Below are 24,028 nucleotides of genomic sequence, written 5' to 3'. Positions count from 1 at the left end.
GCTCAGACCCAGCCGGCCGCGCCAACCAGCGCGCCCAGGCCGATCAGCCACATCGGACTGACCTGGGTGCGCAGCATCACCAGCAGCGTGAGGCCCAGCAGCAGCCAGGCGCTCCACTGGTGGCGCACGGGCGTGGCCAGCACCCAGCCGGTCGACCAGAGCAGGCCGATGGTCAGCGGCGCCAGACCGGCGGTGAAGGCGCGCACGCCGAGCCGCTCGCGCCGGCTGCCCAGCCAGCGTGAGGCCGCGAAGGCCAGCGTGGAGCTGGGGATCAGGATGCCGGCCATCGTGGCGACCATGCCGGCCAGGCCGGCCACGTTCCAGCCCAGCACGGCGACGAAGAGGATGTTCGGCCCCGGCGCGGCCTGCGCCAGGCCGATCGAGGCGCTGAACTGCGCATCGCTCAGCCAGCCGTGCTCCTGCACCAGGTAGCGCTGCATGTCCGGCGCGGTGGTGATCGCGCCGCCCACCGCCAGCATGGACAGCAGCAGGAAGTGGCCGAACAGGCCGAACAGCGCTGCCGTATCCATGCCGTGCATGCCCAGCACTGCCGACCAGCGCGACAGGTCGAGGAGGGCGTCGAGCGCGCTCATCGCGGCCCCTTGGCCGCGCCACGCCGCAGTACCCAGGCCACGTGCAGCATGGCCACGCCGCCCAGGCCCAGCACCACGGCAGCCATCGGCCAGCGCAGCCCACCGACCAGCGCGGCCGTGAGCAGGGCATAGCCCAGGGCCACCGTGCGGCCGAGCGGGTGGCGCTTCAGGCCAGCCAGCTGCTTGCTGCCGGTGGCGATGACCAGCCCGGCCGCCACCACCCCCATGCCGCGCAGGGCGCCGGCCACCATCGGCTGGGTGGCCAGCTGCTGGTACAGCACCGTGGCCGCCAACACCACCCCCAACGGCAGCAGCAGCAGCCCGCTGCAGGCGGCCAGCGCGCCGCGCCAGCCGAAGCAGCGGTCGCCGTACATCAGCGCGACGTTGACGATGTTCGGCCCCGGCAGCACCTGGCCCACCGCCAGCAGCTCCAGGAACTGCGCCTGCGTCAGCCAGCCGCAGCGCTCCACCAGCTCGCGCTGGGCGATCGGCAGCACGCCGCCAAAGCCCTGCATCGCCAGGCGGGTGAAGACGCGGAACAGCTCGGCCGGCGATGCCGGTGCGGCACGGGCCTGTTCCGCTGCGGGGGAGGTGATGTCAGACATGGTGGGGGTCGCGGTCCATGCGCCGGGCCGCCCAGTGGCTCAGCGACACCGCCGCCAGCAGCCACACCAGGCCGACCCAGTTCAGCCACTGGTAGCCCGAGCCGCTCAGCATCAGCCCGCCACTGGCCGCACCGGCGGCCTGGCCGAAGTAGATGGCCGAGGTGTTCAGCGCCATCAGTGCCGGTGCCAGCACCGGGGCGGCCTGGCCGAGGCGGGCCTGCTGGGCGGAGTTGGACGCGAAGCAGCCCAGCGCCCAGGGCACGATCACCAGCATCGTCACCGCCAGCGAGCCAGCGAGTGCGCCCAGCGGCCACAGCAGCATGCCCACGGCCATCAGCGCCACCGCCCAGCCGGCCGCCCGGGCCGGGCCGATGCGGTCGATGTGCCGGGTGATGAGCACATTGCCCAGCACCCCGAAGGCGCCAAAGCCCATGAACAGCAGGCTGATCTCGCCCGCGCCGGCGTGCATCACCTCGCGGTAGTAGGGCGCGAGGTAGGAGAACAGCGTGAACTGCCCGGCGCTGGACAGCGCGGTGACGGCGACGATGGCCATCAGCACCGGGTGGGTGAAGACCTCGCGCCAGGCGGCCAGGGACAGCGCGGGCGGGCGCACGCCGTCGGGCATGACGCGCCACACCCAGGCCGCGCCGCTGGCCGACAGCAGCACCACCAGCGCATAGGCCCAGCGCCAGCCAAAGGCCTCGCCGATGTAGGCGTGCACCGGCATGCCGATCACCGAGGACAGCGACCAGCCGAGGAAGATCGTGGTGATCGCCCGGCCGCGCTGCTGCGGCGCGGTCATGTGGCCGATTGCCGCGGCGGCCTGGGGCGTGAAGACCGCTGCTGCCAGCACCGCGAGGGCGCGCAGCGGCAGCAGGGTGGCGAAGTTGGGCGCCAGCGCACACAGCGCGTGGCCGATGGCAAACCACAGCAGCGCGGCGGTGAGCAGCCGGCGGCGGTCCCAGCCCGCCACCGCGGCGGCCAGCAGCGGCGCGCCAAAGCACATGCAGGCCGCCCCGACGCTGATGAGCTGGCCGCCCACCGCCACGGACACGCCCAGCGAGCGCACCAGGTCGTTGAGCGAGCCGGCCACCACCATCACGCCGCAGCCGATCGCGAAATTGCCGTAGAGCAGGGCGGCACGCACGCCGAGCTGCTGGCGTTCGTCGGCGAGGGTGTTCAAGCCCTCACCCGATCATGCGCAGCGCCTGCGGATTGACGATGTTCGTCGGCGAGCCGGCCAGGTAGTTCAGGATGTTGTCGAACGCGGCATTGAAATAGAGCTGGTAGCTGTCCAGCTCCACGTAGCCGATGTGCGGCGTGCACACCGCGTTCTCCAGCCGCAGCAGCGGGTGGCCCTGCAGGATGGGCTCGCTCTCGAACACGTCCACCGCCGCCATGCCGGGCCGGCCGCGGTTCAGGGCGGTGATCAGCACGTTGTCGTCGAGCAGTTCGGCGCGCGAGGTGTTGACGAACAGCGACGTCGGCTTCATGCGCGCCAGGTCCTCCGCCTTGACGATGCCGGTGGTGTCGTCGGTCAGCCGCAGGTGCACGCTCAGCACGTCGCTCTCGGCGAACAGGGCCGCGCGGCTCTCGAACACCGCAAAGCCGTCCGCCGCGGCCTGCGCGCGCGAAGGCTCGCGGCCCCAGATGCGCACCTCCATGCCGAAGGCCCGCCCATAGCCGGCCACCAGCTTGCCGATGCGCCCGTAGCCCCAGACGCCCAGCGTTTTGCCGCGCAGCACCATGCCCAACCCGAAGTTGGGCGGCATCGACCCGGCCTTCAGCCCCGACTGCTGCCAGGCGCCGTGCTTGAGGTTGGCGATGTACTGCGGCAGCCGGCGCATCGCCGCCAAGATCAGCGCCCAGGTCAGCTCGGCCGGCGCCACCGGCGAGCCCACGCCCTCGGCCACCGCGATGCCCTGGCGCGTGCAGGACTCGACATCGATGTGTGGGCCGACCCGCCCGGTCTGGGCGATCAGGCGCAGGCGGGGCAGCTTTTCCAGCAGGGCCCGCGGGAACTGGGTGCGCTCGCGGATCAGCACCAGGATCTCGGCGTCCTTGAGCCGCACGGCCAGCTGCCCGATGCCCTTGACCGTGTTGGTGTAGACCTTGACGTTGTGCCCGGCGAGCCGCTCCGCGCAGGGGAGCTTGCGGACCGCGTCCTGGTAGTCGTCGAGGATCAGGATGTTCATGGGCTCAGAGGGGCTGCACGGGCTTGACACACAGACGTGACATTGTGCCTGCGCAAGCTCGGCTAGGCTTGTGCCCTGGCCGGATCCCGGCCGTCACGGAGAGGTTCATGGCAGCTTGGCGACGGTGGGCGGGCAGGGGGGCTGCGGCGCTGGGCGTGATCGCCCTGGGCACGGCGGGCGGGGCATGGCTCTACCGCGAGCGGGCCCTGCCGGTCGACAGCGGGCGGCTGGCGGTGCGGGGGCTGCCGGCCTCTGTCGGTGGGGCGCCGGGCGAGGTGACGATCGAGCGCGATGCGCACGGCATCCCGACCATCCGCGCGGCCAGCGCCGCTGCAGCCTGGTTCGGGCTGGGCTTCGCCCATGCGCAGGACCGGCTCTGGCAGATGGAGACGCACCGCCGCATCGGTGCGGGCCGGCTGGCGGAGGCCTTCGGCCCTGCGGCGCTGGACACCGACAAGTTCCTGCGCGCCCTGGGCGTGCGCCGCGCCGCCGCCGCGCAGTGGGAGCGCCTGCAGGCCCAGGGCGGCGAGGGCCGCGAGGCGCTGCTGGCCTACACCGCCGGCGTCAACGCCTACCTGGGCGACCACCTGCGCGCCCGGCCACCCGAGTTCCTGCTGCTCGGCCTGCACCCGCAGCCCTGGGAGCCGGTGGACAGCCTGGCCTGGTCGATCATGATGGCCTGGGACCTGGGCGGCAACTGGACCGGCGAGCTGCTGCGCCTGCGCCTGGCCAGCCGGCTGGACCTGGCGCGCATCCGGGAACTCCTGCCCCCCTATCCCGGGGAGGCGCCGCTGCCCACGGCCGACTACCCCGCGCTGGCCCGCGAATGGCGCGTCGCCGATGGCGCCCACGGGCTGGATCGGACCATCGACCGGCTGGCCGCCGCGGCGCCCGAATCCGGCATCGAGGGCGTCGGCTCCAACAACTGGGTGGTTGCCGGCAGCCACAGCCGCAGTGGCAAGCCCCTGCTGGCCAACGACCCCCACCTCAAGTTGAGCAGCCCGGCGCTGTGGTACTTCGCCCGCATCGAAGCACCCGACCTGCACGTGGCCGGCGCGACCCTGCCGGGCCTGCCCGCGGTGGTGCTGGGGCAGAACCGCGACATCGCCTGGGGCTACACCAACACCAACCCGGACGTGCAGGACCTCTACCTGGAGCGCCTGGACCCGCGCGACCCCCAGCGCTACCAGACGCCCGGCGGTGGCTGGGCACGCTTCGAGACCCGCGAGGAAACCATCGCCGTGCGCGGCCAGGCCCCGGTGACGCTGCGCCTGCGCAGCAGCCGCCACGGCCCGGTGATCTCCGACGCCGCCACGGCGGCCACCGCCGGGCTGACAGGCGGCGAGGCGGGCGACGGATCGGGCGAACGCTACGCCATCGCGCTGCGCTGGACGGCGCTGGAGCCCGACCCCGGTGCCATCACCGCCAACCTGCGCTTCAACCGGGCCAGGTCGGTGGCAGAGTTCATCGCCGCCGCGGCCAGCCACACCGCGCCGATGCAGAACATGGTGGTGGCCGACGCCCAGGGCGGGCAGGGCCACATCGGCTTCGTCGCACCGGGGCGTGTGCCACTGCGCAAACCCGAGCACGACCTGCGCGGGCTCGTACCTGCCCCCGGCTGGGAGGCCCGCTACGACTGGGACGGCTGGCTGGACGCCGAGTCCACCCCGCGCGAGCGCGACCCGGCGCGCGGCTGGATCGCCACCGCCAACCAGCGGGTGGTGCCCGCCGACTACCCGCACTTCCTGACCAGCGAGTGGACCGCGCCCTGGCGCCAACAGCGCATCGAGCAGCTGCTGGCAGCCCAACCGCAACACGACCTGGACAGCCTGGCCGCGATCCAGCGCGACGAGCGCTCCCTGGCGGTGCAGCCGCTGCTGGCGACCTTCCGCGCGGCGCGCAGCCAGCACCCGGGGGCCGCCGCGCTGGCCCCGGCGCTTGCCGCCTTCGATGGCCAGATGACCGCCGACGCGGCCGCCCCCGCGGTCTTTCACGCCTGGCTGCGGGCCTTCACCGCACTGGTGCTGGCCGACGAACTCGGCCCGTTGTGGAACACCGCCTTCAGCGAGCGCCGCACCTTCCGCGAGGCGATCGAGGGCATCGTCAGCCGCCAGGACGGCTGGTGGTGTGACGACAAGGCCACCCCCGCCGCTGAAACCTGCGCCAACCGGGCCGACACCGCGCTCGACCAGGCCCTGGCCGAACTCAGCCAGCGCCTTGGCCCGGCCCCGGCGAAGTGGCGCTGGAGCGACCTGCACGTCGCCCGCTCGGAGCACCGGCCCTTCAGCAAGGTGGCCGCGCTGGCCCGCTTCTTCGAGGTGCAGGTTCCCACCGGTGGCGACACCCACAGCGTCAACGCCACCCGCGTCACCCTCCACCCCGGGCCCGTGGGCAGCCACACCTACGCCAGCGAGCACGGCCCGAGCCTGCGCGCCCTCTACGACCTGGCCGATCCATCCCGCTCGCGGGTGATCCATTCCACCGGCCAGTCGGGCCTGTTCTTCAGCCCGCACTACCGCGATTTCGCCGCCGACTGGGCCGCTGTGCGCTACGTTTCGCTGTGGCCGCAGCCCGCTGGCACCGTCCGCAAGCTGGTCCTGACAGCCCAGGACGGGGCAGGGCAGTGACAAGGTCCACTTGAAGGTCACTTCACAAAAGGACTACAAGCCATTGAATGACAACGTGTTCCACGAACCTAAAGTGATTTATTAAGTCCGGTTCAGGAATAAAGTCTTTAGTTAATCCGCTACAGGAGTACAGTAGGACATCAAATCACCTCGCAAGGTGGCACGTCATGAGTGCACTCAGCCAAGCCAACGCGCCCGTCGACCTGCACAGCGCCGAAGCAGCCGCCGCCGCACTGCGCACCTTCTGGCGCCTGGCGGAGGCCTGGAAGCTGTCGGCCCAGGAGCAGATGGTGCTGCTCGGCGCCCGGCGCAGCACCTTCTACCAATGGCGCCAGGGCAAGGCCGGCCCGCTGGACGGCGCGGTGCTGGAGCGGCTGTCCTACCTCTTCGGCATCTACGCCGCGCTGCAGGTTTTGCTGCCGGTGCCCGAGCGGGCGCACGAGTGGCTGCGCAAGCCCAACTCGGCACCGCTGTTCGCCGGGGCCAGCGCGCTCGACCGGATGATGGGCGGCCAGGTGGCCGACCTCTACGTCGTGCGCCAGTACCTGGATGCCCAGCGCGGCGGCAAGGCATGAACCCCTCTGACGAGGCGCTGCTGGCCAGCATCCCCGTCACCGACGAGGCCTGGCAGCCGAGCTACCGGCTGATCGCCTCGCGCTTTCCGACCGCCGGCCTGTACGACCAGATTGCCGACCCGGCGGACCTGGAAGTGGTGTTCGCGATCGAATCGCTCACCAATCCGCGCCTGCGCCAGGAGCTGGGTGAGCTCAGCCTGGTGCGCCCGGCCGACCGTGTCAGCGGCCCGGGCAGCACGCCCATCATGGCCGCCTTCACGCACCTGAACCCGGACGGCTCGCGCTTCTCCAACGGCAGCTGGGGCGTCTACTACGCCGCCGACCGGCTGGAAACCGCGGTCGCCGAGGTCAGCCACCACCGGGCGCGCTTCCTGTCGTACACCCGCGAGGGCCCGATCGACCTGGACCTGCGCCTCATCCTGGCCGACGTGGTCGCTCCGATGCATGACCTGCGCCAGTGGGCCGCCACGCAACTGCCAGCCGTGGAGGATCCGGAGGCCTATGGCACCGCGCAGATCCTGGGCCAACGGCTGCGCGAGCGCGGCAGCTGGGGCGCCTACTACCGCAGCGTGCGCGACCCCGACGGACACTGCGTCGCCGTGTGGCGCCCGCGCGCCCTCGGCCCGGCACGCGTCGACCGGCACCTCGGCCTGCACTGGGACGGCCGGCAAATCAGCCACTGGTATGTGAAGGAGCGCCCAGAGCCCGTGCGCTCCGTCAGCCGCCTGGTGCCGCTGCCGCAGCGGGGGGATGAAGACTTCTGAAGGCAGGCCCTTCTCCACGACCCCCGCATTCGCAATGCATGACGATGTGTATTATGTAAAATAACAATGTGAAGCAAGCTCCACTTTTCTTACCGACCTTATCGACGGTAGCAGCGCTCCGCTGCCGTCGCGTGCGGCCTAGCCGGCGACATCTGCCAGGTCGCGGACGCGGGAATCACCGTTCACCGCCCGATCCGTTGTTGTGTTCGTTGCCTCGCTCGACGAGGCGCGCCGACCCTGCAGAGATGGGCTTGACCGGGGACTTGACCACACAGTCGGTGACCTCCAGGGTGTCACCATCGGTACGGCCCTGGAAGTTGATGGCGTGTCCCGGCAGCATCGATTTCTCGCCGGAAAACTCCCCGCCGGTGATGGTGACCTTTTCGACGCCGAAGAAGGTCTTTCCAGCGGATTGCATGAAAATCGAACCGGCGGAGCCGAATCCGAGCGCACGGGGTCGGTCGATGTACAGGCTCTTGATGGTTCGGCGCGCGTCCGAAACGTTACTACCGTTCAGAACCTCGATCAGGGGCCCATTCAGCCGCTGCGAGCCTTGAATCTGGACCACCCTGTAGTGAGATTGCGCGCTGCCGTCATTGCCGACCAGCAGTAGCCCCACGGCGGCTGACTGTGTGTGGCAATCGATGCGCACATCCTCGATTCCGACGATGCCGGATAGGGTCGAGGACACTCCCACGTCGAATGACGGCCCTAGCTGGGTCGTCTCGCCATCCAGGATCGCCTGGATGTTGCGGATGACGGCACCGCCACCGGTGTTGTCGGGCAACCCGCTATGGACATGCACTGCACCGCACAGCCCCATGAATGCCCCTGTCCGTTGGGCGTACGGGATGGAACGGGCCAGGATGCCGACGATCTCAAGGCCCTTGCAGCGATACTGGTAGTAGCGTACGGGGCCGAGAAAGTTGGCTCCTGCCATCTTGGCACTGGGCTGGTGGTAGTACGCACCGGTACATGCCTTGGCCGTGATCTGCTGAAAGCGCGCATCGCTGTACGCCACACCCCAGCATCCGTAGCCGTTGTGCCCGTCCAGGAACGTAATGTCGTGAAGGTAGAGCCCGCGGTTCTGCGTGTCTTCGCTGGCCGCTGCAGAATCTCCCGAGGCAAAGACACTGAGGATCTTGTGCCCGTTGTTGTTGTCCACGCCGTGGGGGGCATTCGTGACTGAGAAGGCCCCCTGCGGGTGAAACAGCTTGAAGCTCAGGTGGTCGGCCTCGAAGCCAGAACAGAGAGTCGAGCTTGGTGTGGCCCCGCCATACTTGTCGAATGCCATCACGCCGCCACAGAGGGAGTATCGTCGCGCGAGGGTGTTCCAGCCCGTGAACGACATGTCGAAATGGATGCCCGTGACACGGCAATCCGGCGCGTTCTTGAAGAAAGCAAACAGCAGCCCGCCCTTCGCGTCGATCGGGTGGTTGACGGTACGCACGGTCGATCCGTTGAAGTCAATGGTGATAGCGCGCTTGCGAATGATGGATACCACGGCCCTGCCACGACCAGGCAGGTCCACCGGATCAGAGTCGGAGAACGCCTCCCACGGATGGTCGATGAGGAATGCACTACTGGCTGGTGCCCACAGCACATCACCGTCTTGTAGTGATGCTGCTGCTGCCTCGATGGCGAGGGTAGCCGAACGGCTTCCCGTCGGGTCAGCCCGCCAGGGGGCTGCGGTCACGTCCACCTGCTTCCCGGTGCCCCGGCCGACCGGACTGACCGGCAGGTTCTGCGCGGCGCTGAACTCCGCCCAGGAAGCTCCGGCCAGCGTGGTGACGGAGGACATCAGAACCGCACGTCGTGTTTTCATGGCGATGATCACGCAGAGGATGGATGGTAGAGCCCGGCCATTGTGATCGTGACACCCGAACCGTTCCGGGAGTCCATGTGTCGGATCGTCAGGCGTTACGCGCCAATGCCACAATCGCGCCCCATGAATCCTCTGCTCCAGCGGCTGCAGCCCTATCCCTTCGAGCGGCTGCGCGCACTTTTCCAGGACGTGACGCCGAATGCGGCGCTGCGCCCGATCAGCCTGGGCATCGGCGAGCCCAAGCACGCGACACCGGCCTTTCTCAAGGAGCGGCTGACGGCCTCGCTCGACGGGCTCGCGGCGTACCCGGCCACGGCGGGCGAACCGACCCTGCGGCAGTCCTGCGCGGCGTGGCTGCAGCGGCGTTATGGCGTGGCGGTGGATCCGGCCACACAGGTGCTGCCGGTCATCGGGACGCGCGAGGCGCTGTTTTCGCTGGCGCAGACCGTGCTCGACCCGACGCAGCACCGCGGAAACGGGAACGACAACGGCGGCCCCGTGGTGGTCTGCCCGAATCCGTTCTATCAGATCTATGAAGGCGCGGCCTACCTGGGCGGCGCCACGCCGGTGTTTGCCAACAGCGACCCGGCCCGCAACTTCGCCGCCGACTGGTCGCAGATCGACGACGCAACCTGGGCACGCACCCAGCTGCTCTACACCTGCTCGCCCGGCAACCCGACCGGCGCGGTGATGCCGCTGGAAGAGTGGGCGCGGCTGTTCGAGCTGAGCGACCGCCACGGCTTCGTGATCGCCTCGGACGAGTGCTACTCGGAGATCTACTTCCGCGACGATGCCCCGCTGGGTGGCCTGGAAGCGGCCATGAAGCTGGGCCGCACGGATTTTCGCCGCCTCGTGCTGTTGACCAGCCTGTCCAAGCGCAGCAACGTGCCGGGGCTGCGCTCGGGCTTCGTGGCCGGGGATGCGCAGATCCTGAAGCAGTTCCTGCTCTACCGCACCTACCACGGCAGCGCAATGAGCCTGCCGGTGCAGCAGGCCAGCACCGCGGCCTGGGACGACGAGGCGCACGTGGTCGAGAACCGCGAGCTGTACCGCCGCAAGTTCGCCCAGGTCACGCCCGTGCTGGCCGAGGTGATGGACGTCGCCCTGCCGGACGCCGGCTTCTACCTCTGGGCGAAGGTGCCCGATGGCGTCTGCGACGGCTCGGACACCGCCTTCGCGCGGGAATTACTGGCTCAATACAATGTGACCGTGCTACCAGGTAGCTATTTGGCGCGCGAGGCGCACGGCAGCAACCCCGGTGCCGGGCGTGTGCGCATGGCGCTGGTGGCCGGCGTCGAGGAGTGCCTGGAGGCTGCCCGGCGCATCGCCGAGTTCGTTCAGCGCAGCCGCGGCACCTGACCGCTCGGCCGGGGCGTTTCCCTCGCGCGGGCGGCAATCCACCAGGATGTCCGGGGCGCCCTGCCCTGTTTCGATGTTTCCCTTTTCTTCAGAACAGTCCACACCCATGTCCAGCCAACTGCAATCCGTCATCGAAGCCGCGTGGGAGAACCGCGCCAACCTGTCCGTCTCCAGCGCCCCGGCCGACGTGCGTGACGCCGTGGACCAGGCCATCGGCGAGCTCAACGCCGGCCGCCTGCGCGTGGCCACCCGCGAGGGCGTGGGCCAGTGGACCGTGCACCAGTGGCTGAAGAAGGCCGTGCTGCTGAGCTTCCGCCTGAACGACAACGTGCGCATGGGAGCCGGCGACCTGACCTTCTTCGACAAGGTGCCGACCAAGTTCTCGCACATGGAAGAAGAAGGCCTGCGCGCCACCGGCGTGCGCGTGGTGCCGCCGGCCGTGGCCCGCCGCGGCAGCTACATCGCCAAGGGCGCGATCCTGATGCCCAGCTACGTCAACATCGGCGCCTATGTGGACGAGGGCACGATGGTCGACACCTGGGCCACCGTCGGCTCCTGCGCCCAGATCGGCAAGAACGTGCACCTGTCGGGTGGTGTGGGCATCGGCGGCGTGCTGGAGCCGCTGCAGGCCAACCCGACCGTCATCGAGGACAACTGCTTCATCGGCGCGCGTTCCGAGGTCGTCGAAGGCGTGATCGTCGAGGAAAACTCGGTGCTGGGCATGGGCGTCTACGTCGGCCAGAGCACGCCGATCTTCGACCGTGCCACGGGCGAAATCTCCTATGGCCGCATCCCCAGCGGCTCGGTGGTGGTCAGCGGCAACCTGCCCAAGACGGGCGCCAACGGCGCCCCATACAGCATGTACGCGGCCATCATCGTCAAGCGGGTGGACGCGCAGACGCGCTCCAAGACCAGCATCAACGACCTGCTGCGCGACTGAGCGGTCGGCCTGCCCCGGGTGTCAAAGCCGCGGCACTGCGGCGCCGTCTGGGGCATGATCGGCACCGCCAGCAGACTTTGGCAGACCGCGACAGAACAAGAAGGGGATGCGCACGATGAGCGCCACGCCAGGCAAGAACATGGAGCGCATCCTGCGCCTGATGGCGGACAAGCGCGCCTCCGACATCTTCCTGTCGGCCAACATGCCGGTGCTGATCAAGATCCACGGCCAGATCCTGCAGCTCACGCAGGAGCAGCTGGGGCCCAACCAGCCGCGCCAGCTGATCGCCGAGCTGCTCACCCCCGTGCAGCTCGAAGAGCTGGACGAAACCGGCGAGCTCAACGTGGGCATCCCGCTGGAGGGCGCGGGCACCTTCCGCCTGTCGGCCTTCAAGCAGCGCGGGACGGTGGCGGCGGTGTTCCGCTGCATGCCCACCGACATCCCGGCGCTCGACACCCTGCACCTGCCCGAGGCCCTGGCCAACCTGGCGATGGCGCGGCGCGGCCTGGTGCTGATGGTGGGCGCCACGGGCACTGGCAAGAGCACCACGCTGGCGGCGATGCTGCAGCACCGCAACCGCCACATGGCCGGGCACATCCTCACGATCGAGGACCCGATCGAGTTCCTCTTCCCCAACCTCAAGTCGGTGGTGAACCAGCGCGAGGTCGGCCGCGACGTGCAGTCGCTGCAGATCGGCCTGAAGAACGCGATGCGCCAGGCGCCGGACTGCATCTTCATCGGCGAGATCCGCGACCGCGAGACCATGAGCGCGGCGCTGTCCTACGCGTTGTCGGGGCACCTGGTGCTCTCGACCATGCACGCCAACAACAGCCACCATGCGCTCAACCGCATCCTGTCGTTCTACACGCCCGAGGCGCGCCCGGCCCTGCTGACCGACCTGTCCTCGGGCCTGAAGGCGGTCGTCTCGCAGCGCCTGCTGCGCTCCACCCGTGGCGGGCGCGTGCCGGCCGCCGAGGTGCTGCTCAACACCCAGCTGATCGCCGAGCTGATCGACCAGGGCAACTTCGCCGGCATCAAGGACGCGATGGAGCGCTCCATCGCCGAGGGCTCGCAGACCTTCGAGCAGGACATCGCCCGCCTGATCACCGAGGGCATCGTCACCCGCGACGAGGGCCTGTCGCACGCCGATTCCCCCACCAACCTGCTCTGGCGCCTGCAGAACGACGGCGCACCGAGCCGCCGCCAGGCCGAGTCCGAGCAGGAAGCGGCGCCTGGCCCCTCCTTCACCGAAATCACGCTGGACGTGCACGCGCCGGCCCAGGACAAGGGCCGCCCCCGCGCCACGCTCACCCGCATCGGCGGCTGAGCGCCCTGCCCTGCCTGCTTCGGCAAGCCGCTGCCCGCTTCACCGACTGTTCTCGACCGTTCCTGACCGTCCCCGATGGACCACGCCACCCTCGCCCTGCTTGAGCAGCTGATCTCGCGCCGCTCCATCACCCCCGACGACGCCGGCTGCCAGGCGCTGATCGCCGCGCGGCTCGCGCCGCTGGGCTTCGAGTGCCACCACCTGCCCTTCGGGCCGGAGGGGGGCACCGTCGACAACCTCTGGGCGATGCGCCGCGGCAGTGGTGCCGGGCCGACGCTGGTCTTCGCCGGCCACACCGACGTGGTCCCCACCGGGCCGCTGGCCCAGTGGCGCTCCGACCCCTTCGTGCCCACCCACCGCGATGGGCGGCTGTACGGCCGGGGTGCCGCGGACATGAAGGCCTCGCTGGCCGCGATGGTGGTGGCCACCGAGGAGTTCATTGCCGCGCGCCCCGGCCATGCCGGCAGCATCGCCTTCCTGCTCACCAGCGACGAGGAGGGCCCCTCGGTGGACGGCACCGTCAAGGTTTGCGAGTGGCTGAAACTGCGCGGCGAGCGGCTGGACGCCTGCATCGTCGGCGAGCCCACCTCGGTGCAGCACCTGGGCGACATGGTCAAGAACGGCCGGCGAGGCTCGCTGTCCGGGCGGCTCACCATCAAGGGCATCCAGGGCCACATCGCCTACCCGGACCTGGCGCGCAACCCGATCCACCAGGCCCTGCCGGCGCTGGCCGAGCTGGCCGCCATCCGCTGGGACGAGGGCAACGACCACTTTCCGCCCACCTCCTGGCAGGTCTCCAACGCCCACGCCGGCACGGGCGCGACCAACGTCATCCCCGGTGACTTCGTGCTGGATTTCAACTTCCGCTTCAGCACCGAATCCACTCCCGAGGGCCTGCAGGCGCGCGTCGAGTCCCTGCTGGCTCGCCACGGGCTGGATTTCCACATCGCCTGGAGCCTGAGCGGGCGGCCCTTCCTGACCCGTCCGGGCCGGCTGCTGGACGCGCTGGCCGCAGCGATCCACGCGGTCACCGGTGTGCACACCGAGCTGTCCACCTCCGGCGGCACGTCGGACGGCCGCTTCATCGCCTCCATCTGCCCCGAGGTGGTCGAGTTCGGCCCCCTCAACGCCAGCATCCACAAGATCGACGAGCACACGGCGGTGGCCGACCTCGGCCCGCTCAAGGAGGTCTACCGGCGCACCCTGGAGGGACTCGTGGCATGAACACCCCACAAGGCCGCCCCTTCGCCGATTCGGTCACCGGCTCGCCCGCCTCGCCCACCTCGGCCACGACCGCCACCACAGCCACCGTCGCAGGGCAAGCGGACGACGCGCTCGACCTGCCACTCGACCTGGAGGTCGGTGGCGCCCAGCCCCCGGAGCGGGCCACCACCGTGCTCGGCCTGGTCGAGGCGATGGCGCGGCGGCTGGATGAGGCCGGCGTCGCCTTCGGCCACGGCACCACCAACGCCCACGACGAAGCCGCCTGGCTGACGCTCTGGAAACTCGGCCTGCCGCTGGATGAGCTTGACGAAGTGGCCGACTCCCCCGTGACCGCCGAGCGCGCCACCCAGGTGCGCGCGGTGGTCGAGCAGCGCATCGCCAGCCGCCAGCCCGCGGCCTACATCACCCGCGAGGCCTGGCTGCAGGGCGTGCCCTTCTACGTTGACGAACGCTGCATCGTGCCGCGCTCCTTCATCGCCGAGCTGCTCGGCGACCCCGAGCTCGGCATGCAGCTCGATGCCTGGCTGAGTGCCGACACCCACCACGTGCTGGACCTGTGCACCGGCAACGGCAGCCTCGCGGTGCTCGCCGCGATGGCCTACCCGCAGGTGGAAATCGACGCGGCAGACCTTTCGCCAACGGCGCTGGAGGTGGCCCGCATCAACGTGCAGCGCCACGGTGTCGGCGAGCGCATCCGGCTGCTGGAAAGCGACGGCCTGGCCCAGCTGCCGCACTGCTACGACCTGATCCTCTGCAACCCGCCCTACGTCAACGTCGCCTCGATGGCCGCGCTGCCGCCTGAGTACCGCGCCGAACCCGAGCTGGCCCTGGCCGGCGGCAGCGACGGCATGGACTTCGTGCGCCGCCTGTTGCGCGACGCCCCGGCCCACATGACCCCGGGGGCGGTGCTGGTGCTGGAGATCGGCAACGAGCGCGGGCACTTCGAGGCGGCCTTCCCCCACCTCGAAGCGGTCTGGCTGGACACCAGCGCCGGCGGCGACCAGGTGCTGCTGCTCACCCGCGAAGCCCTGAGCCGCGCAGCACGGCACGGCTAAGTACCTGCATGCGCCGCCCGCTGCAAGCCCGGCCTGACCACGGGCATCGCCCGGTGCGGCGCTGGGCGGGCCGCTGGGTGGTCCGCTTGTGGGCCGCACCCTGGACGCTGCTTGGTCTGGGCTGCGGCCTCCTGGCCTGGCTGGGAGGCGCCTCGCTGCAGCGCCACGGCGGTGCGATCGAAGTCACCGGCGGCCGGTTCGGCCACTGGCTGGCCGCCCGGCCCGGCGCCTGCTGCGCGATCACGCTGGGCCACGTCATCCTCGCCACCGACGCCGCCACGCTGGCCACCTTCCGGCTCCATGAGCAGGTGCACGTGCGCCAGTACGAGCGCTGGGGACCGCTGTTCGTGCCCGCCTACCTCGTGGCCGGCGCCTGGGCCTGGCTGTGCCGGCGCGATGCCTACCGCGACAACGCCTTCGAGCGCGAGGCCTACGTCACGCAGGGCTGCGCCCGCCCGCGAAGCGCCGGCGAATAACCCCAGATACCCCAATTTCCAGGGTACTGACAATACCCTGACATATTGGCAAAACCACGACAACAAGACGGTGTCCTTGGGTTTCCGTTTCCTGATCCGCATCAGATCATTCAAAATTATTAGAGTCTGGCACCTAGTAAACTACGTGTTTTCCCGTAGCCTAGTTTCTGTTCGCGCAGAAATCTCCTCCCATGAGTGCCGACGTCTATGGCCGCATCAAGGCCAATCCCAAGTTCCAGGAACTGGTACAGCGTCGCAGCCGTTTTGCCTGGCTGCTCTCGCTTGCCGTGCTGGTGATCTTCTGCGGCTTCATCCTGCTGGTGGCCTTCAACCCCGCCATGATGGCCACGCGCCTGGGCGGCGAAGCCTCGCTGGTCACGCTCGGGCCGGTGGTGATCCTGTCGATGTTCGTGCTGTTCTGGCTGCTCACCGCCCTGTACGTGAAGCGCGCCAATGGCGAGTTCGACGAGCTCAACCGCGCCATCGTCCAGGATGCCGAGAAGAAGGGAGCCAAGCGATGAGCCGCCTCACAGCCACCTCCACCCGCCTTGGCGCGGGCCTGGCCGCCCTCGCCCTCCAGGCCAGCGCCTGGGCCGGCCCGGCCGTCGAGGCCACCGAGAAGCAGCCGCTCAACCTGCACGCCATCGTGATGTTCCTGATCTTCGTCGCAGGCACGATGGGGATCACCTACTGGGCCTCCAACCGCACCAAATCGGCGGCGGATTTCTATACCGCCGGTGGCGGGATCACGGGTTTCCAGAATGGCTTGGCGATCGCGGGTGACTACATGTCCGCCGCCACGCTGCTGGGCCTGACCGCCATGACCTATACCTCGGGTCTGGACGGCTATATCTACATGATCTGCTTCTTCGTCGGCTGGCCGCTGATCCTGTTCATGATGGCCGAGCGCCTGCGCAACCTGGGCCGCTTCACCTTTGCCGACATCACCGCCTACCGGCTCGACCAGGGCAAGGTGCGCACCATGGCCTCGATCGGCTCGTTGACCGTGGTCTGCTTCTACCTGATCGCGCAGATGGTCGGTGCCGGCCAGCTCATCAAGCTGCTGTTCGGCCTGGACTACGCCATCGCCGTGGTGGCCGTGGGCGCGCTGATGACCGTCTACGTCATCAAGGGCGGCATGCTCGCCACCACCTGGGTGCAGATCATCAAGGCCTGCATGCTGCTGGCCGGTGGCACGCTGGTGATGCTGCTGGCCATCAGCCAGTTCGGCTTCAGCTACACCGAGATCCTCGCCAAGGCCACCGCCGCCCACAAGGACGGCCTGAAGATCCTCAGCCCCGGCAAGCTCACCGCCGACCCGGTCACCGCCGTCTCGCTGGCCCTGGGCCTGATGTTCGGCACCGCCGGCCTGCCGCACATCCTGATGCGCTTCTTCACCGTGACGGACGCCAAGGAAGCGCGCAAGTCGGTGCTCTACGCCTCGGGCTTCATCGCCTACTTCTTCAACGTCATCTTCCTGATGGGCCTGAGCGCCATCGTCATCGGTATCTATTCACCCCCGCCCCCCAAGCGCCAACGCAGGCTTGCACCCTTACCTCAGCCGTGACTTGAAGGTCTACTTGTAAGTGGATGATTTTGCGAAGACACTGGCCGCATGAACAGCGCTGAGAGCGAGGACAAGGCACCGTTCCAGCCGGTATCGATGACGATGCCGGCGACGCTGCCGGAGTGCCACGCGGTGATCGAGACGATGGCCCTGGAACTCGCCCAACTGCGCGAGCAGATGGCGTGGCTGCAAGAGCGGCTGAAGGTGGACTCGCGCAACTCATCGAAGCCGCCGTCGTCGGATGGACCGGGCAGCGGCAACCGCGCCCAGCGCCGCGCCAGCCAGCGCAAGCGCGGTGCCCAGAAGGGCCACCCCGGCGCGTACCGGGCGCTGCTGCCCGAGACGGAGGTGGACGGTGTCCAAGACTGTGTGCCCCCGGCGCAGTGCAACTGCGGCGGCGCGGTGAACGTGCAGGGCAAACCGGTGCGTCACCAGGTCTTCGACATCCCGCCGGTGACCCCCGATGTGCAGGAGTACCGGCTCTACAGCGGTGTGTGCACCCAATGCGGGCTGGGCCATCGGGGCGTTCTGCCGCAGGGTGTTCCCAGCGGGCAGATCGGGCCACGCGCGCTGGCGCTGGTGGGTGTGCTGGGCACGCGCTTTCACCTCACGCAGGGCAAGATCCGGGACCTGCTGGCCCAACTGCTGGGGCTCGATTTCAGCGTGGGGGCCATCTCGCAGGCCCACGGCAAGGTAGCCGCTGCGCTGAAGGCGCCGGTGGCGGTCGCGGTGGCCTCGCTGGCGCAGGCCCCGGTGCTGCACATGGACGAGACGCGCTACCCGCGTGAAGGCTCGGCCAATTGGGTGTGGGGTGTGATCCAGCCCAAGCTGGCGGTCTTCAGCATCCTGCCCTCGCGGGCACGCTATGTCATTACGGACCTGATCGGCCAGGCGCCGCAGGGCGTGGTGGTGTCGGACCGCTATGCCGGCTACGCCCACCTCGACGCCAGCCGGCGCCAGGTGTGCTGGGCGCATCTGCTGCGCGACTTCACGCGCATCTCCCAGCGCAGCGGGCGTGCCGGGCACATCGGCCGGCGCCTGCTCGGGCTGGGCTGCGTGCTGTTTCGCTGGCGCGAGCGCGGCAAGACCACCGCAGAGCAGTTCGAGCCGCTCGTGCCGCGTCTGCGTGCTGCCCTGGAGCAAGGCGCCGCACAGCGGGCCTGCAAGCGCACGGCCAACACCTGTGCCAACGTGCTCAAGCTGTGGCCGGCGCTGTGGGGCTTCATCACGCATGCGGGTGTGCAGCCCACCAACAATGCCGCCGAACAGGCCCTGCGCACCATCGTGCTCAAGCGCAAGATCTCCGGGCCCACCCGATCGCGCCGCGGCGACGAGTTCATCGCCCGGGGCTTCAGCGTGCACGAGACCTGCCGTCGCCAGGGCCTGGATCTGTGGGCCTTCCTGCACCGCGCCGTCACCGCCTGGATCGACAAGGCCACCCCGCCCAGCATGCTCCCGGCACCCACCGGTTGACTCCCCTCCTCGGGGCTGATCACCTCTGCTGGCGTTCACCTCAGCACTTCAGCGGGGGGGGGGTGAATAGATACTCGTCATCGTCGGCCAGAACCCGGACTTCTTCGAAGGCGGCAAGGTCGGTGGCAAGCTGCTGGGCGGCGGCAACATGGTGGCGATGCACCTGGCCAAGGCGGTCGGTGGCAACCTGCTGCTGGGCTTCCTGGCCGCGGTGGCCTTCGCGACCATCCTGGCCGTCGTGTCCGGCCTGGCGCTGGCCGGCGCCTCGGCGGTCTCGCATGACCTGTACGCCCGCGTCATCAAGAAGGGCCAGGCCAGCGAGACCGACGAGATGAAGGTCTCGCGCATGGCCACCGTCGTGCTGGGCGTTGTCGCCGTGCTGCTGGGCATCGCCTTCGAGAAGCAGAACGTCGCCTTCATGGTCGGCCTGGCCTTCGGCATCGCCGCGTCCAGCAACTTCCCGGTGCTGATCCTGTCGATGTACTGGAAGGGCCTGACCACCCGCGGCGCCCTGGCCGGCGGCTACATCGGCCTGTTCGTGGCCGTGGCGCTGGTGGTGATGTCCAAGTCCGTGTGGGTCACCGTGTTCGGCAACGCCCAGGCCCTCTTCCCCTACGACCAGCCGGCGCTCTTCTCCATGCCGCTGGCCTTCCTGGTGTGCTGGCTGGTGTCCGTCACCGACAGCAGCGCCTCCGCCGCCAAGGAAAAGGACGCCTTCGAAGACCAGTTCGTGCGGGCCCAGACCGGCTACGGCGCGGCGGTGGCGTCGAAGCACTGATCGGCCACACTGACCGATGGCGCGCAGCCCTGCTGCTGCCGCGCCCCGTGACTGCAAACAAGGCGCCTTGAGGGCGCCTTGTTTTTTTGGCAGAAGCACCGTTCAGGCGAGGTGCAACGGGGGCCCGAGGCGCCAGATTTCGCAAATTGTTCACATTCCAACCCGTCCCCCTGCCCTGCTGGCGCAGCTGGTGAGCCAGTGGCCCTCTATCGTCGATCCGAGGTCGCACCAGAAGAGTGCAACCATCGTCGATACATCAGGGAGGAACCATGTCTTCAACGCCGGCCATCCAGGCCTCCGATCTCAAGACGATCCTGCATTCCAAGCGCGCCAACCTCTACTACCTGGAGCACTGCCGCGTGCTGGTCAACGGCGGGCGCGTCGAGTACGTCACCGACGCGGGCAAGCAGTCGCTGTACTGGAACATCCCGATCGCCAACACCACGACCGTGCTGCTGGGCACCGGGACGTCGATCACCCAGGCGGCGATGCGGGAGCTGGCCAAGGCCGGTGTGCTGGTCGGTTTTTGCGGGGGTGGCGGCACCCCCTTGTTCGCGGCCACCGAGTTCGAGGTGGAAATCGCCTGGCTCAGCCCGCAGAGCGAATACCGGCCGACCGAGTTCCTGCGGCACTGGGTGAGGTTCTGGTTCGACGACGCGCTGCGCCTGCGCGCTGCCCAGCTCTTCCAGGCCGCCCGCCTGGCGCGCATCCAGCAGCAGTGGAGCAGGCTGGCGGCCCAGCGTGACTCGCGGTTCCAGCCGGATCTGGCGGCGCTGGCGGCCTGCCTGGCCCAGTCGGCACCGGCCATGGCCGCAGCACCCGACAACATGTGCCTGCTGACCGAGGAGGCGCGCCTGACCAAGCAGCTCTACCGCCTGGCCGGCGATGCCACCTCGTACGGCGAGTTCACCCGCAGCAAGCGGGGCGAGAGTGCGGATGCCGCCAACCAGTTTCTGGATCACGGCAACTACCTGGCCTACGGCCTGGGCGCCACCGCCACCTGGGTGCTCGGCCTGCCGCATGGGCTGGCGGTGCTGCATGGCAAGACTCGTCGCGGCGGCCTGGTCTTCGACGTGGCCGATCTGGTCAAGGACGCCAGCATCCTGCCGCAGGCCTTCATCTCCGCCACCCGTGGCGACAGCGAGCAGGAGTTCCGCCAGGCCTGCATCGAGGCACTGACCCGCAGCGAAGCCCTGGACTTCATGATCGACACCGTCAAGGCCACGGCGTTGCAGGTGGGCCAACTGGCCCGCACGCAGGGGCCGGCATGAACGTCCTGCTGATTTCGCAGTGCGACAAGCGCGCACTCACCGAGACCCGCCGCATCCTCGACCAGTTCGCCGAGCGCCGGGGTGATCGCACCTGGCAGACCCCGATCACGCAGGACGGCCTGGACACCCTGCGCCACCTCCTGCGCAAGACCGCCCGCAAGAACACCGCGGTGGCCTGCCACTGGATCCGCGGCCTGGACCACAGCGAGCTGCTCTGGGTCGTGGGCGACGGCCGGCGTTTCAACGCCCAAGGCGCCGTGCCGACCAACACCACCACCCGCGACGTGCTGCGCCGCAGCAGCGAGAACGACTGGCGCCACGGCGAGGTCATCCACCTGCTGACCGCGCTGGCGGCGCTGATCCACGACCTCGGCAAGGCCAGCCTGGCCTTCCAGTGGCGGCTGCAGGGCAAGTTGGCCGAGCGCAACCAGTACCGCCACGAGTGGGTGTCGCTGCGCCTGTTCGAGGCCTTCGTGGGCCGCGACGATGACACGCGCTGGCTCGAACGCCTGGCGCAGCCCAATGGGGCCGACGAGACGTGGCTGAGATCGCTCCGGGTGGACGGCCCGGGCAGCGCTCACCCCTCCCCCTTCGTCGGCCTGGGCCATGCGCCATTGGCGCAGGCGATCGGCTGGCTGGTGGTCACCCACCATCGGCTGCCGGTCTTCCACGGCCGAACGCCAGATGTGAAGCCGGCCGCGGGCCATTTTCAGGGGCCATTGCGCCACCTCACCTCGGCCTGGAACGAACCGCCGAGCAGCGACGACCCCGCCGTGGTGGACCCGTACTGGCAGTTTCCGCAGGGGCTGCCGGTGGCCCACGAGGCCTGGCGCGAGCGCGCCGCCCGCATTGCCCGGCGCCTGCTGGCACTGCAGGCCCAGCCGGGCGCCGGCGGCTGGCTCGCCAACCCCTATGTGATGCACGTGTCGCGCCTGGCGCTGATGCTGGCCGACCACCACTACTCCAGCCTGGAAGGAGCCCACCCCGAACGGATCAAGTTGACGGCCCCCGGCCCGCTGTACGCCAACACGACCCGGGATGGCGACATGAACCAGACGCTTGACGAGCACCTCGTCGGCGTCGCCCGGCTGGGTGCCGAGCTGGCCCACTTCCTGCCCCGCTTCGAGCGCCACCTGCCCCGGCTGGGCCGCCACCGCGCCCTGGCCCGGCGCTCGCAGGATGAGCGCTTCCGCTGGCAGGACCGGGCCGCCGAACTGGCTACGGCCCTGCGCGAGCGCAGCGCCCGGCAAGGCGCCTTCATCGTCAACATGGCCTCGACCGGCTGCGGCAAGACGCTGGCCAACGCCCGGGTCATGTACGCGCTGGCCGACCCCGAGCAGGGCCTACGCTGCGCCTTTGCGATGGGGCTGCGCAGCCTCACGCTGCAGACCGGCCGGGCCTTCCGCGACCTGCTCAGCCTGGGGGACGATGAGCTGGCGATCCGGGTGGGGGGCACGGCCAGCCGGGCGCTGTTCGACCACCACGAGAAGCAGGCCGAGGCCACCGGCTCGGCCTCTCGCCAGGCGCTGCTCGACGAGGACACCCACGTCGTCTACGAAGGCCAGCACGACCAGCATCCGCTGCTGCGCCGCGCCTTCGCCGACTCCAACGTCCGCCGGCTGCTGGCCGCGCCCCTGCTGGTGTGCACCATCGACCACCTGACGCCCGCCACCGAAGGGCTGCGCGGCGGCCGGCAGATCGCGCCGATGCTGCGCCTGATGAGCGGCGACTTGGTGCTGGACGAGCCGGACGACTTCGATATCGCCGACCTGCCCGCCCTGACCCGTCTGGTGCACTGGGCGGGCCTGCTGGGCAGCCGCGTGCTGCTGTCCTCCGCCACCCTGCCGCCGGCCCTGGTGCAGGGGCTGTTCGAGGCCTACCGCAGCGGGCGCGCCCACTACCAGCACAGCCGAGGCGAGCCGCTGCCTCCTGGCGCCGCCCCCCCGCCGGTCTGCTGTGCGTGGGTGGACGAGTACGCGCGCGAGCAGGCCGATTGCCCCACGCCCGCCGCCTTTGCCGAGGCGCACGAGCGCTTTGTGCGTCAGCGTGCCGAGCGCCTCACGCACGCCGAGCCTCGCCGCCTGGCCGAGATCGTGCCGCTGGCCGACCTGCCGCGCGATCGCGATGCCCAGGCCGAGCCCTTTGCCAGCCGCGTGCTGGCATCGGCTGCGGCGTTGCACGCTGCGCACCATGACATCGACCCGGTGAGTGGCAAGCGCGTCAGCTTCGGCCTTGTGCGCATGGCCAACATCGAGCCGCTGGTGGCCGTGGCGCTGGCGCTGTTCCGCCTCGGCGCCCCTGCAGGGCTGCGCATCCACCTCTGCGTGTACCACTCGCAGTTCCCGCTGCTGCTGCGTTCAGGTATCGAGCAGCGGCTCGACAGGGCCCTGAACCGGCGTGACCCTGCGGCCGTGTTCGCCCTGCCCGACGTGCGCCAGCCGCTGGACGCACACCCCGAGCCCGACCACCTCTTCATCGTGCTCGGTTCGCCCGTCACCGAGGTGGGGCGGGACCACGACTACGACTGGGCCGTCGTCGAACCCTCGTCGATGCGCTCCCTCATCCAGCTGGCCGGCCGCGTGCGCCGCCACCGGCCGGGGCTCTGCCGCCTGCCGAACCTGCATGTGTTCAGCAGCAACCTGCGGCACTTCCGGGCACCCGGCGAGCCGGCCTTCTGCCGCCCTGGCTTCGAGACCGGTGGCTTCCTGCTCGCCAGCCACGACCTGCGCAACCTGCTGTTGCCCGACGAAAGCCGCCACATCGACGCCCGCGCGCGCATCCTGGCCCGGCCCGCCGACCAGCTGCGTCCGCGCGAACGCTGGGTGGACCTGGAGCACGCCCGCATGCGCGCCGCGATGCTGCCATCGACCGGCGTACAAGCAACACCTGCAACCAGCAACCGACGCCGCGGTGCGACCGCTCCCGCGCCGCTGGCGATCAACGCGGCCACCTGGTGGCACCTGCCGCCGCAGGACGCGCTGCTCACCGGCCTGCTGCAGCAGGCCACACCCTTCCGCGCCGACGGCCGGCCGCAGGCCGACCTGGTACTGCTGCCCAACGAGGACGGCGACGACTACGCCCTCCACCGCGTGGTGGACCCGCGCGCTGGCTGGCGCACCCGGGCGTCGTACACCCTGGTGGACGCGTCCCAGAACCGCCGCATCCCGGATGAAGCGGTATCGGGCCGTGGGATCTCGACCTGGGGGCAGACCGATTACCTCGCCGCCCTCGCCGAACTGGCGCAGGACCTGGACTGGCCGCTCGACGCCTGCGCCAAGCGCTTCGGCACGGTGACGCTGCCCGAACACGACGACGGCTGGGCGTTTCACCCGGCGCTGGGATTCACGAAAGGAAGGAGGCCCTGAACGAACGAT

General features: G+C 69.7%; 18 protein-coding genes and 2 pseudogenes. 15 read left to right on the top strand and 5 right to left on the bottom strand.

Annotated features, from left to right (window positions below):
• Positions 1–2: 2 nt before the first annotated feature.
• Genes NGK70_RS14160 through NGK70_RS14145 form a run of 4 tightly spaced genes read right to left on the bottom strand, consistent with a single transcriptional unit; the run spans position 3 to position 3,393 of the window.
• Positions 3–539 (bottom strand): chromate transporter, encoded by a 537-nt coding sequence (locus NGK70_RS14160; RefSeq protein ID WP_251973784.1) that lies wholly within the window; start codon positions 537–539, stop codon positions 3–5.
• A gap of 50 nt (positions 540–589) precedes the next feature.
• The gene (locus NGK70_RS14155; RefSeq protein ID WP_251969175.1) at positions 590–1,198 is read right to left on the bottom strand and encodes a chromate transporter; all 609 of its coding nucleotides are present in this window, start codon (positions 1,196–1,198) and stop codon (positions 590–592) included.
• The gene (locus NGK70_RS14150; RefSeq protein WP_251969174.1) at positions 1,191–2,381 is read right to left on the bottom strand and encodes an MFS transporter; all 1,191 of its coding nucleotides are present in this window, start codon (positions 2,379–2,381) and stop codon (positions 1,191–1,193) included. Before NGK70_RS14150 ends, NGK70_RS14155 begins: the two co-directional genes overlap by 8 nt.
• A gap of 4 nt (positions 2,382–2,385) precedes the next feature.
• The gene (locus NGK70_RS14145) at positions 2,386–3,393 is read right to left on the bottom strand and encodes a D-2-hydroxyacid dehydrogenase family protein (protein WP_251969173.1); all 1,008 of its coding nucleotides are present in this window, start codon (positions 3,391–3,393) and stop codon (positions 2,386–2,388) included.
• 107 nt (positions 3,394–3,500) lie between these two features.
• Between NGK70_RS14145 and NGK70_RS14140 the strand changes: the two genes are divergently transcribed.
• From NGK70_RS14140 to NGK70_RS14130, 3 genes are all read left to right on the top strand, one after another.
• Positions 3,501–6,020 (top strand): penicillin acylase family protein, encoded by a 2,520-nt coding sequence (locus tag NGK70_RS14140; RefSeq protein WP_251969172.1) that lies wholly within the window; start codon positions 3,501–3,503, stop codon positions 6,018–6,020.
• A 167-nt stretch (positions 6,021–6,187) separates the two neighbouring features.
• A complete protein-coding gene (locus NGK70_RS14135) occupies positions 6,188–6,595 on the top strand; it encodes an MbcA/ParS/Xre antitoxin family protein (protein ID WP_251969171.1) in 408 nt (135 codons plus the stop codon).
• Positions 6,592–7,359, top strand: a complete 768-nt coding sequence (locus NGK70_RS14130; RefSeq protein ID WP_251969170.1) for an RES family NAD+ phosphorylase — start codon at positions 6,592–6,594, stop codon at positions 7,357–7,359. The genes NGK70_RS14135 and NGK70_RS14130 overlap by 4 nt, the downstream gene beginning before the upstream one ends.
• Before the next feature lie 175 nt (positions 7,360–7,534).
• Here NGK70_RS14130 and NGK70_RS14125 read toward each other — a convergent pair whose 3' ends face one another.
• Complete coding sequence (locus tag NGK70_RS14125; RefSeq protein ID WP_251969169.1) at positions 7,535–9,196, bottom strand: hypothetical protein; 1,662 nt, start codon at positions 9,194–9,196, stop codon at positions 7,535–7,537.
• A gap of 111 nt (positions 9,197–9,307) precedes the next feature.
• Here NGK70_RS14125 and dapC point away from each other — a divergent pair, with 111 nt between their 5' ends.
• The 12 genes and pseudogenes from dapC (at position 9,308) to cas3f (ending at position 24,019) form a co-directional block, all read left to right on the top strand.
• Entirely contained in the window at positions 9,308–10,543 is a 1,236-nt protein-coding gene (dapC, locus tag NGK70_RS14120) for a succinyldiaminopimelate transaminase (RefSeq protein WP_251969168.1), read from the top strand.
• Positions 10,544–10,649: 106 nt separating this feature from the next.
• Positions 10,650–11,483, top strand: a complete 834-nt coding sequence (gene dapD, locus NGK70_RS14115) for a 2,3,4,5-tetrahydropyridine-2,6-dicarboxylate N-succinyltransferase (protein WP_251969167.1) — start codon at positions 10,650–10,652, stop codon at positions 11,481–11,483.
• A gap of 106 nt (positions 11,484–11,589) precedes the next feature.
• Positions 11,590–12,810 (top strand): PilT/PilU family type 4a pilus ATPase, encoded by a 1,221-nt coding sequence (locus NGK70_RS14110; RefSeq protein ID WP_251969166.1) that lies wholly within the window; start codon positions 11,590–11,592, stop codon positions 12,808–12,810.
• Positions 12,811–12,885: 75 nt separating this feature from the next.
• Positions 12,886–14,034 carry a succinyl-diaminopimelate desuccinylase gene (dapE, locus tag NGK70_RS14105; RefSeq protein ID WP_251969165.1) on the top strand — a complete coding sequence of 383 codons (1,149 nt, stop codon included), beginning with the start codon at positions 12,886–12,888 and terminating at the stop codon, positions 14,032–14,034.
• A complete protein-coding gene (gene prmB, locus NGK70_RS14100) occupies positions 14,031–15,089 on the top strand; it encodes a 50S ribosomal protein L3 N(5)-glutamine methyltransferase (protein ID WP_310742529.1) in 1,059 nt (352 codons plus the stop codon). Before dapE ends, prmB begins: the two co-directional genes overlap by 4 nt.
• Positions 15,090–15,097: 8 nt before the next feature.
• On the top strand, positions 15,098–15,565 hold the full coding sequence (locus NGK70_RS14095) for a signal peptide prediction (RefSeq protein WP_251969164.1): 468 nt from the start codon (positions 15,098–15,100) through the stop codon (positions 15,563–15,565).
• A gap of 191 nt (positions 15,566–15,756) precedes the next feature.
• Positions 15,757–16,086: a DUF485 domain-containing protein gene (locus NGK70_RS14090; protein WP_251969163.1), complete on the top strand. Its 330-nt coding sequence runs from the start codon at positions 15,757–15,759 to the stop codon at positions 16,084–16,086.
• Positions 16,083–17,069 (top strand): annotated as a pseudogene (locus NGK70_RS14085) (sodium:solute symporter family transporter); the annotation flags it as partial. The gene NGK70_RS14090 and the pseudogene NGK70_RS14085, both read left to right, overlap by 4 nt.
• Positions 17,070–17,180: 111 nt before the next feature.
• Positions 17,181–18,605, top strand: coding sequence for an IS66 family transposase (tnpC, locus tag NGK70_RS14080; RefSeq protein WP_251969162.1), 1,425 nt, complete (start codon positions 17,181–17,183; stop codon positions 18,603–18,605).
• Positions 18,606–18,678: 73 nt separating this feature from the next.
• Positions 18,679–19,383: pseudogene (locus NGK70_RS14075) on the top strand (sodium:solute symporter family transporter); the annotation flags it as partial.
• A 269-nt stretch (positions 19,384–19,652) separates the two neighbouring features.
• Positions 19,653–20,654, top strand: a complete 1,002-nt coding sequence (gene cas1f / locus NGK70_RS14070; protein WP_251969161.1) for a type I-F CRISPR-associated endonuclease Cas1f — start codon at positions 19,653–19,655, stop codon at positions 20,652–20,654.
• A complete protein-coding gene (cas3f, locus tag NGK70_RS14065; protein ID WP_251969160.1) occupies positions 20,651–24,019 on the top strand; it encodes a type I-F CRISPR-associated helicase Cas3f in 3,369 nt (1,122 codons plus the stop codon). The genes cas1f and cas3f overlap by 4 nt, the downstream gene beginning before the upstream one ends.
• Positions 24,020–24,028 lie beyond the last annotated feature (9 nt).

This window comes from Sphaerotilus microaerophilus (assembly GCF_023734135.1).
Classification (GTDB): Bacteria; Pseudomonadota; Gammaproteobacteria; order Burkholderiales; family Burkholderiaceae_C; genus Sphaerotilus; species Sphaerotilus microaerophilus.
This window is presented reverse-complemented; position numbering and strand designations above follow the sequence as displayed.